At 69.8% G+C, this 13,696-nt stretch carries 16 protein-coding genes; 8 read left to right on the forward strand and 8 right to left on the reverse strand.

Annotated features, from left to right (window positions below; genetic code table 11):
• The first annotated feature begins 31 nt into the window (after nucleotides 1-31).
• The gene (locus CU254_RS35765; protein WP_009084141.1) at nucleotides 32-808 is read left to right on the forward strand and encodes an IclR family transcriptional regulator; all 777 of its coding nucleotides are present in this window, start codon (nucleotides 32-34) and stop codon (nucleotides 806-808) included.
• Between the two features lie 334 nt (nucleotides 809-1,142).
• Here the strand turns inward: CU254_RS35765 and CU254_RS35770 are convergent, their stop codons facing one another.
• Genes CU254_RS35770 through CU254_RS35780 form a run of 3 tightly spaced genes read right to left on the reverse strand, consistent with a single transcriptional unit; the run spans nucleotide 1,143 to nucleotide 3,256 of the window.
• Nucleotides 1,143-2,420: an RNA polymerase sigma factor gene (locus tag CU254_RS35770; RefSeq protein WP_009084142.1), complete on the reverse strand. Its 1,278-nt coding sequence runs from the start codon at nucleotides 2,418-2,420 to the stop codon at nucleotides 1,143-1,145.
• 54 nt (nucleotides 2,421-2,474) lie between these two features.
• On the reverse strand, nucleotides 2,475-2,831 hold the full coding sequence (locus CU254_RS35775; protein WP_009084144.1) for a YciI family protein: 357 nt from the start codon (nucleotides 2,829-2,831) through the stop codon (nucleotides 2,475-2,477).
• Entirely contained in the window at nucleotides 2,831-3,256 is a 426-nt protein-coding gene (locus CU254_RS35780) for a YciI family protein (protein WP_009084147.1), read from the reverse strand. The genes CU254_RS35775 and CU254_RS35780 overlap by 1 nt, the downstream gene beginning before the upstream one ends.
• Before the next feature lie 153 nt (nucleotides 3,257-3,409).
• Between CU254_RS35780 and CU254_RS35785 the strand changes: the two genes are divergently transcribed.
• Together CU254_RS35785 and CU254_RS35790 are read left to right on the forward strand one after the other, a co-directional pair.
• Complete coding sequence (locus tag CU254_RS35785) at nucleotides 3,410-4,390, forward strand: small ribosomal subunit Rsm22 family protein (protein WP_086025023.1); 981 nt, start codon at nucleotides 3,410-3,412, stop codon at nucleotides 4,388-4,390.
• Nucleotides 4,391-4,476: 86 nt separating this feature from the next.
• Entirely contained in the window at nucleotides 4,477-5,235 is a 759-nt protein-coding gene (locus CU254_RS35790; RefSeq protein ID WP_037715897.1) for a maleylpyruvate isomerase family mycothiol-dependent enzyme, read from the forward strand.
• A 5-nt stretch (nucleotides 5,236-5,240) separates the two neighbouring features.
• Here CU254_RS35790 and CU254_RS35795 read toward each other — a convergent pair whose 3' ends face one another.
• Entirely contained in the window at nucleotides 5,241-6,512 is a 1,272-nt protein-coding gene (locus tag CU254_RS35795; protein ID WP_009084154.1) for a cytochrome P450, read from the reverse strand.
• A 47-nt stretch (nucleotides 6,513-6,559) separates the two neighbouring features.
• On the opposite strand from CU254_RS35795, the gene CU254_RS35800 reads away from it, so the two are divergent.
• Entirely contained in the window at nucleotides 6,560-7,288 is a 729-nt protein-coding gene (locus tag CU254_RS35800; RefSeq protein ID WP_009084156.1) for an alpha/beta fold hydrolase, read from the forward strand.
• A 21-nt stretch (nucleotides 7,289-7,309) separates the two neighbouring features.
• Complete coding sequence (locus CU254_RS35805) at nucleotides 7,310-8,134, forward strand: acyl-CoA thioesterase II (RefSeq protein ID WP_009084158.1); 825 nt, start codon at nucleotides 7,310-7,312, stop codon at nucleotides 8,132-8,134.
• A gap of 20 nt (nucleotides 8,135-8,154) precedes the next feature.
• On the opposite strand, the gene CU254_RS35810 is transcribed toward CU254_RS35805, so the two are convergent.
• Nucleotides 8,155-8,709 carry a hypothetical protein gene (locus CU254_RS35810; protein ID WP_037715899.1) on the reverse strand — a complete coding sequence of 185 codons (555 nt, stop codon included), beginning with the start codon at nucleotides 8,707-8,709 and terminating at the stop codon, nucleotides 8,155-8,157.
• 325 nt (nucleotides 8,710-9,034) lie between these two features.
• Here CU254_RS35810 and CU254_RS35815 point away from each other — a divergent pair, with 325 nt between their 5' ends.
• The gene (locus tag CU254_RS35815) at nucleotides 9,035-9,247 is read left to right on the forward strand and encodes a hypothetical protein (RefSeq protein ID WP_009084161.1); all 213 of its coding nucleotides are present in this window, start codon (nucleotides 9,035-9,037) and stop codon (nucleotides 9,245-9,247) included.
• Nucleotides 9,248-9,603: 356 nt separating this feature from the next.
• On the opposite strand, the gene CU254_RS35820 is transcribed toward CU254_RS35815, so the two are convergent.
• Entirely contained in the window at nucleotides 9,604-10,149 is a 546-nt protein-coding gene (locus CU254_RS35820; protein WP_037715902.1) for a TetR/AcrR family transcriptional regulator, read from the reverse strand.
• Between the two features lie 851 nt (nucleotides 10,150-11,000).
• On the opposite strand from CU254_RS35820, the gene CU254_RS35825 reads away from it, so the two are divergent.
• Both CU254_RS35825 and CU254_RS35830 read left to right on the forward strand, forming a co-directional pair.
• On the forward strand, nucleotides 11,001-11,609 hold the full coding sequence (locus CU254_RS35825) for a nuclear transport factor 2 family protein (protein ID WP_078561003.1): 609 nt from the start codon (nucleotides 11,001-11,003) through the stop codon (nucleotides 11,607-11,609).
• On the forward strand, nucleotides 11,606-12,220 hold the full coding sequence (locus tag CU254_RS35830) for a response regulator transcription factor (RefSeq protein ID WP_009084166.1): 615 nt from the start codon (nucleotides 11,606-11,608) through the stop codon (nucleotides 12,218-12,220). The genes CU254_RS35825 and CU254_RS35830 overlap by 4 nt, the downstream gene beginning before the upstream one ends.
• On the opposite strand, the gene CU254_RS35835 is transcribed toward CU254_RS35830, so the two are convergent.
• The gene (locus tag CU254_RS35835) at nucleotides 12,210-13,427 is read right to left on the reverse strand and encodes an amidase (RefSeq protein ID WP_037715904.1); all 1,218 of its coding nucleotides are present in this window, start codon (nucleotides 13,425-13,427) and stop codon (nucleotides 12,210-12,212) included. The genes CU254_RS35830 and CU254_RS35835 overlap by 11 nt on opposite strands.
• Entirely contained in the window at nucleotides 13,424-13,672 is a 249-nt protein-coding gene (locus CU254_RS35840; protein ID WP_050788511.1) for a hypothetical protein, read from the reverse strand. Before CU254_RS35840 ends, CU254_RS35835 begins: the two co-directional genes overlap by 4 nt.
• Between the last annotated feature and the right edge of the window lie 24 nt (nucleotides 13,673-13,696).

Here is a 13,696-nt window from a genome sequence, read left to right on the forward strand (position 1 = left end):
GGGAACGCAGAGCGACAGGCGGAGGGCGAACGTGGACGCAGCACGCGGGCTGGACCAAAGCGGCACCCTGGAGCGCGGGCTGGCGGTGCTCGAACACGTCGGGCAACACCAGGAGATCTCCACGAACGCGCTCGCCCGGCAGCTGGGTTTGTCGCGCAGCGCCGCCTACCGGATCGTCGGCACGCTGAAGCGGCTGGAGTACTTGGAGGCGGACACCGTCACCGGACGCGTGCGACTCGGCACCCGGCTGGTCGAACTGGGCGCTCGCGCGATGGCGGCGACTGACCTGCACCGCTGCGCACCGCGGTACCTGACGGCGCTGGCCGAGCGTTCCGGCGAGACGACGTACCTGGCCGTACCGGACAACGACGCGATGGTCTACGTCGCGACCGAACGCAGCGCGAGCGCGGTCACGCTCTCGTGCCGCCTCGGCACCCGACGCCCGCAGCACGCGACCTCGCTGGGCAAAGCCTGGCTGGCCGCGTTGCCGGAGGCCGATCGGGTGGAGCGCGTGCGGCGGATGAAACTGGACAGCCTCACGCTGAAGACCATCAACGATCCGGTCCGGCTGCTGGACGAACTGGCCCGCACGCGCCGTCGCGGCTGGGCCGTGGACGACCTGGAGAACGAGCCCGACGTCGGCTGCGTCGCGGCGGCCGTACGGGACCACTCGGGCCGCCCGATCGCGGCGATCAGCGTCGCCGGACCAGCGCCTCGGGTGCTGCGCCGGGCGGACGAACTGGGCGCCACTGTGGCGGGGACGGCGGCTGCGCTGTCTATGCGGCTGGGATACGTCCGAAACCGCTGAGCCCTTGCACTGGGCTGAATCCCGCAGCGCTGTCCGTGCGGCCGGGACACGTCCGATCAGTGCCGCCGAACCAAGCACCCCGCGTCATGCGCCGAGCAGACGAGCTGCGCGCGATAGCGGCCGCCGCCACCAGCCCGCCCGAAACCTCTGAACCATTCACCGGATCGGGTCGGGCAGCCAATTTTCAGCCCTTCTACCAGCGAAAACGGGTTATCCACAGGCGTGTCGACTTGTGGACAACCCTGGGGATGGCCGCCCGCGGACGCGGGAATTGTCGGGCCGCTGGTGGACCGTTGCGGGCATGTCGATCACTCCCGCACCGCACGGTGCCCAGCTATCTCGTTCCCGCTTCCAGCTTGCTGCACGACTCGGCCCGCTCCAGCAGCAGCGCACGCTCTCGCTCGTTGCCGGTCATCTTCGCCGCGCGCTCGAATTCGGCGCGCGCCTCGTCCCGGCGGCCCAGCTTGTACAGAAAGTCGCCGCGCACGCTCGGCAGCAGGTGGTAGTTCTTCAACGCGGGCTCCGCCAGCAATTTGTCCACCAGCGCCAGCCCGGCTTCCGGTCCTTCCGCCATCGAGACCGCGACGGCCCGGTTCAGCTCGATCACCGGAGACGGCGTGAGCTGCGCCAGGCCCGTGTACAACGCCGCGATCCGCGCCCAGTCGGTCTCCTCGGGCGTGACCGCGACGGCGTGGCACGCGGCGATCGCGGCCTGCGCGGAATACGGCCCGTACGTGCCGTCCGCGAGCCGTTCGGACCGGGCCAGCGCGGTGAGGCCGCGCTGGATCAGCAGGCGGTCCCAGCGGCTGCGGTCCTGGTCCATCAGCAGCACCGGTTCGCCGTTCGGGCCGGTGCGCGCCGCCGAGCGCGACGCCTGGATCTCCATCAGCGCCACCAGGCCGTGCACTTCCGGTTCGCCGGGCATCAGTCCGGCCAGCACCCGGCCGAGCCGCAGCGCGTCCTCGCACAGCGCGGGCCGCATCCAGTCGTCGCCGCGCGTGGCGGAGTAGCCCTCGTTGAAGATCAGGTAGATCACTTCGAGCACGGCGGGCACCCGCGCCACGCGCTCGTCGCCGACCGGTGTTTCGAACGGCACCTTGGCCTCGGCGAGCGTCTTCTTCGCCCGCACGATGCGTTGCGCGACCGCGGATTCCTTCACCAGGAACGCGCGGGCGATCTCGTCGGTGCTGAGCCCGCCGAGCATGCGCAGGGTCAGCGCCACCCGTGCCTGGGTCGACAGCACCGGGTGGCACGCGGTGAACACCAGCCGCAGCAGGTCGTCCTCGATCTGCTCGTCGTCGAGCACCGCGTCGAAGTCGGGCAGCACGCCCTCGCCGAGCTGCTCGGCTTCCCGGCCGATCTCGTCCAGCTTGCGGCCGAGGGTTTCGTTGCGCCGGAACAGGTCGATGGCCCGCCGCTTCGCGATGGTCATCAGCCAGGCGCCCGGGTTGCGCGGCACCCCGGTCTCCGGCCACTGTTCGAGCGCGGCGACGAGCGCGTCCTGCGCCAGCTCCTCGGCGAGGCCCACGTCGCGGGTCATCCGCGCGAGACCGGCGATCACCCGCGCCGACTCGATCCGCCAAACGGCCTCTACCGCATTTCGCGTGTCCACCGGCCCATCAGACCGGCCCGGCCCGCCCGAGGCAACCCTCGGGCGGGCGCGGCGTCACAGCTCGCCGGACATCGGGCGGATCTCGACGGTGCCCGCCTGCCGGTCCGGATTGGGGACCCGCTTCATCAGCTCGACGATTTCGGCGAGCGACTCCCCCTCCAGGATCCACACGCCGGCGACGAGTTCCTTGGTCTCGGCGAACGGGCCGTCGACCACGCTGGGCTTCGCGTCGCCGTCGAACCACAGCAGCCGGGCGCCTTCCGAGCTGGGCGTCAGCCCGGCGGCCTGCACGAGGTGCCCGGATTCGGCGAGTTCCTCGTTGAACCGGCCCATCTGCTCGATCAACTCGCCGCTCGGCGCGGCTCCCGCTTCGGATTCCTCACTGGCTTTCACCAGCACCATGAACCGCATCAGTTCTGCGCGGCCTGCTCGCGCACCTTCGCTTCGGCATCCCGGAGTTCCGGGGTGAGGTTGTCGCCGAAGTCGTCGGCCTCGAAGATCCGCCGGATCTCGATCTCGTGGTGCGCGCCGTCGGTGTTGGGCACGCGCTTGATCCACTCCACGGCTTCCTCGAGCGAACGGACCTGGAGGATCCAGAACCCGGCGATCAGCTCCTTGGTCTCGGCGAACGGGCCGTCGACCACGCTGGGCTCGCTGTCCCCGGAGAACTTCACGCGGGCGCCCTCGGAGCTCGGCGCCAGCCCCTCGCCCGCGAGCATCACGCCGGCACGCACGAGTTCCTCGTTGAACTTGCCCATCTCGGCGAGCAGCTCGGTGCTGGGCAGCTGGCCCGCTTCGCTCTCTTCGCTGGCCTTCATGATCACCATGAATCGCATCTTCGGTTCCCCTTCGGTCTCGGCTTGCCTTCACCACTGCGTCGAACAGGTCGCGGCCGGATCGACAAGGTCCTCGAACTTTTTTTCTGATCGCGAAACTAGCAGGTCAGGCGAACCTCGGAGGACAAAACAGGCGTGGGAGAATCTTCGTCCGTGGCAGTACTCCCCGATGCTCTCCGCGCCGCCCTCGACGACGAGCTGGCCCGGTTCCCCGAATCCCGGCTCGCGCAGGCCGTGGAGCGGCTCAGCAAGCGTTATCGACAAGGCGACTCGGCGACGTCGCCGATCCTCTCTTCGGAGCTGGATGTCGCCGCGTACGCCGGGTACCGGATGCCGGCGACGTACGCGGCGGTCAATGCCGTGCTGGGCGAGGTGGCTGCCGCCGCGCCCGGGTTCGCCCCGAAGACGCACGTCGATGTCGGCGGCGGCACCGGAGCAGCGGTATGGGCCGCAGCCGACGTCTGGTCGTCGCTGGAGAAGTGCACTGTCCTGGAGCAGGTGGCGGCCGCGCTGGCGTTGGGCCGCAAGCTGGCGGCGAACGCCGACGAGCCAGCCGTCCGCACCGCGGCCTGGCAACGCGGGCTGGTCGATTCCGCATCCGCGGCACCCGAGGCCGACCTGGTCACCCTCTCGTACGTCCTCGGCGAGCTGCCGGAACGCGGCCGCGCCGACGTCGTCCAGTGGCTCGCCGCGAAAGCCGGCACGGTCGTGCTCATCGAGCCCGGCACCCCAGCCGGGTTCGCGCGGATCCGCGAGGCGCGCGACGTCCTGCGCGGGATGGGTCGCAGCGTGGTTGCTCCGTGCCCACACGACGACGCCTGCCCGATCAAGCCGGGCGAGGATTGGTGCCACTTCTCCGCACGGCTGCCGCGAAGCGGGGTGCACCGGCGCATCAAGTCCGGCACGCTGGGATTCGAGGACGAGAAGTTCTCGTACGTGGCGGCCACGTCGGCACCCGTCGACCGTCCGTCGGCCCGGATCATCCGGCACCCGCGCAAGCACAAGGGGTTCGTGCAACTCGACCTGTGCACGGTCGACGGACTCGCGCCCGGCACCGTCGTGTCGAAACGGCACGGCGTGCGGTACCGCGCCGCCCGCGACGCGGAATGGGGAGACGCCTGGAGCGTCGAGTAGGTCGTCTTCTCCGGCCGCGGTGTCCGGATGGCCGCGCCGGCTCCGACTGTCTGGCGCCAGCGGAACTGAACCGGAGAGGACACCCCATGGACTTCCCCGAGCGTTGCGCCGAGATCCTGCGGCAGACGGAACTGCTCGCCGCGGCTGTCGAAGGCGCGGACCGGACGGCGCGGGTCGCCGCGTGCCCGGAGTGGAACCTCGGCCAATTGCTCGAGCACGTCAGCACCGGGCACCGGTGGGCGGAGGAGACCGTCCGGACGCGGGCCCGCCATTGGCTGCCGGACGACGAACTCCGGAATCCGGTGGACACCCCACGACCGGCGTCGTGGCTCGTCGACGGGGCGAAGGCCTTGGTGGCGACGCTGCGCGAAGCGGGCCCGGACGCGGAGGTGTTCACACCGGTCCCGAACGGGCCGCCGCGAGCAGCGTTCTACGCACGCCGGTTCATGAACGAGACCTTGATCCACCGCGCCGACGCGACGCTCGCCGCGGGCGGGGAATTCACCGTCACACCGGAGGTCGCGCACGACGCGATGGAGGAATGGCTGGAACTCGGGTCATTGCCGCAGTTGCTGGAGTTTGTCCCCGAACGCCGCGAACTGCTCGGCCCGGACCGCACGATCCACCTCGCGCCGACCGACCACGCGGCGTCCTGGACGGTGGACCTCACCGGCGATCAGCTGGCCTGGCATCCGGGTCCGCCGGCGAACGCGGCGGTCACCGCGGCCGCACCGCTGGGCGATCTGCTGCTGATGGTCTACGGCAGGCTGCCCGCGGAGGTCTCGCACCGCACCGGCGACACGGAGTACCTGGACCGCTGGCTCTCGCTCGTCGGTTTCGGCTGAGCCGGTCAGTCCCAGCGGATCGGGAGGCTCTTGATCCCGTTCTGGAAGTTCGACCGCAGCCGGCGGGGTTCGCCCGCGAGCCGGACCTCGCCGAGCTGGTCGAACACCGCCGCGAACAACGCCCGCATCTGCATCCGCGCGAGGTGCGAACCGAGGCAGAAATGCGGGCCGTGGCCGAACGTCAGGTGTTCGCTCGGCGCGCGCGTCACGTCGAACACGTCCGGGTCGGGAAAGACCGTCTCGTCACGGTTGGCCGAGGAAAACCACACCACGACCTTGTCCCCGGCCTTGATGTCCACATCGGACAGCCGGGTGTCCTGCGTCGCGGTGCGGCGGAAGTGCATCACCGGCGTGTGCCAACGCAGCATCTCTTCGACCGCACCGGGAAGCAGGCTTCGGTCGTCGAGCAGTTTGCGGTACTGCTCGGGATGCGCGAGCAGCGCGGCCATCCCGCCCGGCAGGCCGTTGCGCAGAGTTTCGTTGCCAGCTACCGAAAACAGCCAGAAAAGGTTCTCGAACTCCTCGATCGACACGCGGCCGCCGTCGTCGTCCACGTACTGCATCAGGTTGCTCATCACGTCGTCGCCGGGGTGCTCGCGTTTGTGCTCGCCCAGCGCGTGCGCGTAGGCGTAGAGGTCCGGCATCCCGGCGCGGCTGCGCGGATCCGGCATCCGGCCGTCCGGCCCGGGTTCCGGGCGCACGGCCAGCGCGGCGCGGGCGAGGTCGGTGACGTCGTTCGCGTCGACGGTCGCGCTCACCGCGTATTCGGCGTCCTGGAAACCGATCACGCGGTTGCTCCAGTCGAACATCAGCCGGCGGTCCCGCTCCGGCACGCCGAACACCTCGGCGAGCGTGAGCAACGGAAGATCGGCGGCGATGTCCTTGGCGAAATCGCATTCGCCGCGATCGGCCACTGCCGCGACGAGATCCCGTGCCCAGCCTTCGATCCGTTCGGCGATCCGGCCGACCGCGCGCGGCGTGAACGCTTTCGTGAGCAGCCCGCGCAGCCTGCCGTGCTCGGGCGGGTCCATGTTGAGCATCATCCGGCGCACGTAGCGCAGGTCCTCGGCGGTGGCCGGGTCGCGGATCTGCGTACCGCCCAGCTGCGACGAGAACACCGCCGGGGTGCGGAGCACGTGCCGCACGTCGGAATGGCGCAGCACCGCCCAGAAGTCGTCGATCCGCGTCACCGGCGTTTCCCGGCGCAGACGGGCAAGCAGGTCGTAGGGCACGCCCGTGACGTAGGTGTCCGGGTCGGCAATGACAGCACTCGACACGTTCCGACCCTAGCCCCGAGGCCGCCGCCTGCGGAAAGATCCGTCCGGTGGAAAAGCTGAAGCTGCGCGTCACCGGACAAGGCGAACCGCCGGTCCTGCTCCTGCACGGGCTCGGCGCCACCGGCGCGGTCTGGGACGGCCTCACCGGCCAGCTCGGCCGGCGGCTGCTCGCGCCGGACCTGCCCGGCCACGGCGGCTCGCCGCGGCTGCCCGAGTACACGTTCGAGGCACTCGCGGCCGCGGTCGCTAAAGCGCTGGACGAGTCCGGCCCGGTCGCTGTCCTCGGCCATTCGCTCGGCGGTGTCGTCGCGCTGGAGCTGGCGAGCGGGCGCTACGGGCTCGACGTCAGCAGCGTGCTGGCGGTGGGCATCAAGGTGGAGTGGAGCGAAGACGACCTGGCCCGTGCCGCCGCGATGGCCGCCCGTCCACCAAGACTGTTCAACACCCGAGAGGAGGCCGAAACCGCCTGTCTGAAGATCGCCGGACTGACCGGACTGGCTCCGGCCGACCCGGACGGCGTCACCGAGACCGCGGACGGCTGGCGGCTGGTCCTGGACCCGCCCGCGTTCGGCGTCGGCCGTCCGGATATGCCAGGGCTCCTGGCCGCCGCGCGCTGCCCTGTGGTGCTCGCCACCGGCGAGAACGATCCGATGTGCCGTCCCGAGCAACTGCGCGCCCTGGATCCCGAGGCAGTGGTCCTGTCCGGGCTGGGGCACAACGCGCACGTCGAGGATCCAGCCGCGGTGGCGGCGCTGCTCACCCCGCGAACCGACTGAGCAAGCGCTTAGACTGACCGGGTGACGACGATCGATCCGACCCGGACCGGGCTAGACCAGCTGCTGAAGCTCGAACCGCTCGAGCTGAACCTGTTCCGCGGCTGGTGCCACCAGGGTTCGCCGCAGCGGGCGTTCGGCGGTCAGGTCGCGGCGCAGGCGCTCACCGCGGCCGGCGCGACCGTGCCCTCCGCGCGGCACGTGCACTCGCTGCACGGCTATTTCATCCGCGGCGGCCGCACCGACATGCCGATCATCTACGAGGTCGAGCGCACCCGCGACGGCGGTTCGTTCACCACGCGCCGGGTCGTCGCGATCCAGAACGGCGAGAGCATTTTCAGCCTTTCCGCGTCGTTCCAGACGGAGGCGGAAAGCAGTGCGCACCAAGCGCGGATGCCGGACGTCCCCGCCCCGGACGAGGCAGGCGTCGTCGAGCAGGACCGCTCGCCGATCGTCTTGTCCGCCATCGAGGTCCGCTTCGTCAGCAACCCGGAAACCGGACTGCCCGACACCGGCCGCGGCCCGCGTCAGCAGATCTGGGTGCGAGCGAAGGACGCGCTGCCGGACGCCCCGCTGGCGCACGTCTGCGCGCTCACCTACATCTCCGACATCCGCCTGGCCGGCACCGCGCTGCTGCCCCACCGCGCCGACCCGGGCGAACCGCAGCTGACGTCGCTCGACCACGCGGTGTGGTTCCACCGCCCGTTCCGCGCGGACGAATGGCTGCTGTTCGACATGGAAAGCCCCAGCTACGCGAACACCCGAGGCCTGACCCACGGCGAGTTCTTCACTACCGACGGACGACTCGTCGCCTCGGTGACGCAAGAAGTACTGCTGCGCAGGCGCTGACTCAGTCCGATGTAGACAGTTCAGCCAAGCCGGACCCGCACCGGCCCGGCCGGCTCCGCGGCGGCCTCGGCAACCGGCTCGCGCAGCACCTTCGACAACTGCCACGCCTCGAGCCCGGCGAGGACGGTGTTGGCGACCACGAGAAGCAAGTACAACCCGGCCTGCACCGAAAGCCGGAACGGATGCTGGTCGGAAGACCCGGCCAGCAAAGAAACATGGCACGCGACGACGACCGCCATCGACGCCGCGGACAACCCGCCGAGCACGATGAGCAAGGCCCGCAGCACCCGGGTGCGCCGCCAGTTGAGGTAGCCGGTCTGGACCAGATCCGGCGTGCTGACCATGACCAGCCCGCAGCCGTACCCGGAAAAACCGCCGACCACGCCGCCGCCCGCGACCAGCGCGGTCGTCAGGTGGTACGAAACCGGAACCCGGTAGGCGGCGAGGATCGCGGCCACACAGACCAGCAGCCCCAGCGGCAGGTGCGGCCAGCCGTACCAGGGAAGCCGCCGCTCCATCCGGAGAATCGTCGGCAGATCGACATCGCGGTACGCCTCGGGGTCGCGCAAAGCCATTCGCACCGTTCCTCTCGTCCCGGAAACCCCCGGTGTGTGCGCGGTGACCGGCGAAGCCTAGGGCAGGCCGCGCGACCGTGCAAAACCCACGCGAACCGGCCGGCAGGCGGGACCAGATCACCACCCCTACTTTCGCACCCGGCCCCCGACCCCGCGCGGACTGGGAAAGACCGCGTGACCCACGCCACCCGACGGTCCGCGCGCATCCTCTCGACCAGCAGGAATCATCGCCGAATCCGCATTCATTTCTTGCGGTTCATAGTGGGTCGTCCCGGGATGTCCGGTAGAGCGATTTTCTGTCGGTGGTGCAAGTTAGGCTGCAGGCATGAACACCGACGCACCCACCGTCGCCGCCGAAGATCTCGCCCAAGGCCAGTGGTTCTGGCACGAACCCGCGCCCGGCCTGCGTTCCTGGCCGCTGCAGGTGGCCACGGCCGAGATCCTCGAAGACGCGGTCCGCATCATCACCACCGACGAGGTCCGCGAACTGGTCTCGTACGCCCGCGACCGCCGGGTCCGCCTGGCCGTCGCCTCCTGAACGACGACACCACCGGGGAAGCACTGGGGAAATCTGGGGGGATTGGGCCGACCGCATCCGCGAGCGGCCCGTCCACTATGGACACCACATCGGACGCCGCAGCCTTCGTCAGATCTCGGGCTGAATCTTCTTAGCTTTCGGCAGGTTTTGCCGCTCTGCGCTTAGCCCTGTCCCACGACGATCGCCAGGCGACTCAAATCTGTCGGCGGGCTTACCGCCCCACCCGTCAAGCGACCACACCACGCTGTCCCGTCGCGTAGCCGTGCGGCACTGCCCGGTGTATCCCGCCTGTCGCCAGCGGATCCGTTGCCTTGCAAGCAGATCTCCGTCGCCCGCGCCGCGACCAAGGGGCTTGCTCAGCGGGACAGGACGCCTTGCAGCAGGACGTCCAGGAGATGCCGAGCGCGGGAATCCCACTCGTCGTCGTCCAAGCGGGTCAGGTAGCCCGAGAGGATGAACAGGTCGCGGGCGTCGATGTCGGGGCGGATGGTTCCCGCGGACTTTCCGGCGTCGAGCAGGAGGGTGATGGCGTCGCCGAGCGGGCCGTGGCTTTCTTCGGACAGGCCTTTCCACACCGCGGTTTCCAGTGCCGCGAAGACGCCGCGTTTGACTCGGGCGTATTCGGCGATCCGGTCGAACCACCGGGACAGCGCTTCGACTGGTTCATAAGCAGCCAGCAGTTCCGGGGCCAGCGCGACCAGGTCCTCGACCTCCTGCCGGTACACCTCGGCGAGCAAGTCCTCGCGGGTGGGGAAGTGCCGGTAGAGCGTGCCCTGCCCGACGCCGGCCGACTTGGCCACCGCGTTCAGCCGCAACTCCCCCGAGGAAGCGACCGCTTCGCGGGCGATCTCGACGATCCGCTCCCGGTTCTCCCGGGCATCAGCCCGCTGGGCCGCGCTCATCGGCGACGACCGGTACCAGTGGAGACGCACATATCGCCACGTTATCGCGGACCCCGCGAGTGCTGCATAATCTGCGGCCCGGCACCGCCCGGCGGCGGCCAGGCACGCCCGACAGCGGCCAGGCGATCACGGGGGACGGCAGCGTCCAGGCCCACCGACGAGCACCGCTCCAGAGAAACAGCAACGTCTCCGCCTGCCAACCACGGCTGGGAGAACGACAGCGTCCCCAGCCGCCAACCACCACGGCACCCGCCGAAACAACAACCTCCCCACCCACCAACCACCACCACACCCGCCGAAACAACAACCTCCCCAGCCGCCAACCACCACCACACCCGCCGAAACAACAACCTCCCCAGCCGCCAACCACCACCACACCCGCCGAAACAACGCGCTCATCCACCACGCCCAAGGCACCCGCGAAACGGTCACGTCCCCCGCCACAGCCGAGACTCCAGGCAAACTCCGCCCGCCAGCGCCCAAGGCACCCGGGGAGCGGCAGCTTCCTGCCCGTCGACAACCGAGGGCACTCCGGGCACGACAACCCTTCTGGTCACAATCAGCACGCCCCGATCAGCCCGCCGCACCCCGCTCCGGCCAGAACCCCACCAAGCGCGGCCCCCAAGACGTTGTCCGCCAAACGGCATTGATAACCCCCACCCGCCCGTTGAAACACGCCGCGCATAACTCCCCGATTCGATTGACAACCCTTCCGGCCCCGGCAGAGGCTGGTCACAAGCTGCCAACGCCCGGCGCGGTCCGGTTACCCTGTCAACGGGCCGAAAACCGCACCGAAAGGCTGGCCCCGGCACTGAACCGCCAACGTCACGAGTTCTCTGGTGAGGAAAACGATGTCGATCGAGCACCGCGCACTATCCGACGGCAGCCCGGACCGGCGGGTGGCCGCGTTGGAGGAGGCTGTCGCGGGGCTGGCGAGGCGGGTCGGGGTGCTTGAGGCCGAGGCGGAGATCCGCCGCGTGCAGGCGCGCTACATGTTCCTCTGCGACACGCCTTGCCCCGAGTTCGGCGTCAACAACGACGACGAGCGGATCGACCTCATCATGGAGCTTTACACCGAGGACGCGGTCTGGGAGGGCGTCGGCGAGTACTACGACGGGCAGTTCGGGCGAGCGGAAGGCGCGGACGCCATCCGGGCGCATTTTCAGCGCTTCTGGGGCGAGAAGAAAGACCCCGAGCTTCTGCTGAACGCGCATTATCTCACCTCCGAGCAAATTCACGTGGACGGCGACGAGGCCACCGGGCAATGGATCCACATGCAGCCGTGGCTGTTCTCCGACGGGAAAGCGCTCCTGCGGTCCAGCCGGTTGAACAACGCGTTCCGGCGGGTCGGCGACACCTGGCGGATCACCCGTACTCGCACCGAAAACGTCTTCATCGCCCCGTTGCCGGAAGGCTGGGCCAGCGACTATCCCTCGGCCTCGGTGCTGATGAAGCCATGAGCGACGACCCGGTCGTGCACGTGGTGGACGACGACGAGGACCTCCGGCAGTCCCTGGTTTTCCTGCTGGAGAGCGTCGGCGTGCAAGCTCTCACGTACCCGGACGCCCAGACGTTCCTCGACGAGTTCGATCCGGCTGAGCCCGCGGTCGTGATCGTCGACGTGCGCATGCCCGCGATCAGCGGTTTTCAATTGCAGGAAAAACTCGCGGAAATCGACTGTCCGGCTCCTTTAATCTTCTGTTCCGCGCACGGCGACATTCCGATGTCCGTCCGCGCGCTCACCGCGGGGGCGGTCGATTTCCTGGAGAAGCCTTACCAGGCACAGCGCATGGTCGAGGTGGTCCAAACGCAGCTCATCGAGGCCCGCCGCCGGTTCGCGGAGCATGCGGAGCGGCAGGCGGTCCGGGCTCGGCTCGACACGCTGACTCAGCGCGAGCGCGAGGTGCTGCGGCTGGTGGTCGACGGGATGCCCAGCCAGGCGATCGCGCATCGGCTGGGCACGAGCGTCAAAACCGTGGACGTGCATCGGGCGCGGATCAAGGCGAAGACGTCGGCGGACAGCCTGGGGACGCTGGTCCGCGACATCCTCACCCATCGCGTCACCGTGTGAGCGCGGCCTCCACCCAACGACCCGTGCCCAGCAGCGCGGACTCGTCGGAAGCGCGGCCGACCAGCTGCAAGCCCAGCGGCAGGCCAGCCTCGTCGCGCAGGCCCGGCACGGCGATGACCGGGAGGCCCAGCGCTTGCCACGGGCGGCTGAGCACGGGATCGCCGGTCGCTGCCAAGCCAGCAGGGGCCGAGCCGAGCGCGGCGGGAGCGAGGACGGCGTCGTAGCCACCGACGATCTCCGCGAGGCGCGTGGCACCGGAAGCGACGACGTCCAGTGCGGCCTCGTATTCCGCTCGCGGCATCTCCGCACCGGTACGGAGCAGTTGCGCCAGTGGGGCGCTGAGGCGGTCCGCGGAAGCAAGCTCGACCGAACGTTCCCGCGCCGCCTCGTAGGCCATCACCACGGGGTGTGCGGCGGTCAAAGCAGGTACCAGAGCGGGATCCGGGAATTCGTCGACGACGGCACCGGCGGCGCGCAGCAGAGAAACCGCGGTGCCGACCGCATTTTCCATAGCCGGGCTCACGTCGGCCGAGGACCACACCAGCAATCGCGGCGCGGAAGAGGGAGCAACTTCCGGCTCGCCCGACAGCGCGGACCAGGCCAACGCCAGATCGGAAACCGTCGCGGTGAACATGCCGTGGCTGTCCAGGCTCGGGCTCAGGCCGGTGACGCCGTCGACCGGGAACCGGCCCCGGGTCATGACCAGCGAGGCGACGCCGCAGAACGCCGCCGGTCGCGTGACCGAGCCAGCGGTTTGGGACCCGAGAGCCAACGGGACGTGTCCGGCGGCGACGGCAGCGGCGGAACCGCTGGAGGAACCGCCGGGCGTGTGGCCGGGTGCCGCCGGATTACCCGTGGGACCGGGTGCGAAGAAAGCGAATTCCGTGGTGACCGTTTTGCCGATCGGCACTGCTCCGGCCCGACGCCACTCGCGCACGATCGAAGCGTCCACAGTGGCCGGTGCGGCGTCCGCGCGCAGGACGGAGCCGCAGCGGGTCGGGAGTCCGGCCAGGTCGATGATGTCCTTGACGCCCAACGGAACTCCGCCTAGCGGTCCCGGCGAAGAAGGCAAGTAGGCGGACGAAACCCAAGCGTCGTAAGAAGCCGCGGCGATCCGGGAACGGGCTTCCGCCGCAGCGGCTTCCGGCGTCGTCCGGCCCGCGACCAGATCAGCGACCAGCGCGCGCAGCGACCACGGGGCGGTCACGGCTGGGTCCAGGCGGCGTCGGCGGTCCAGTAGTCCATGCCGCTCGCGCTGACCGCGTGCCGCCACTCCGACGTCCGGCGCAGCAGCGGTTCGACGCGGGCGGTGGCCTCGTCGGCGGCGTCCGGGCCGTCGGCCGGGACCTGCCAGTGCACCCAATCCAGTTCGCGGCCGTGCTCGTCGTGCACGAAGAGGTCGACGTGCCGCCAGCCGTAGCCGTGCGTGTCGTTGTAGCAGGTCAGGGTCATCCGGTCCACGGGTTCTCCTCGATC

The sequence above is a fragment of the Amycolatopsis sp. AA4 genome (assembly GCF_002796545.1).
Classification (GTDB): domain Bacteria; phylum Actinomycetota; class Actinomycetes; order Mycobacteriales; family Pseudonocardiaceae; genus Amycolatopsis.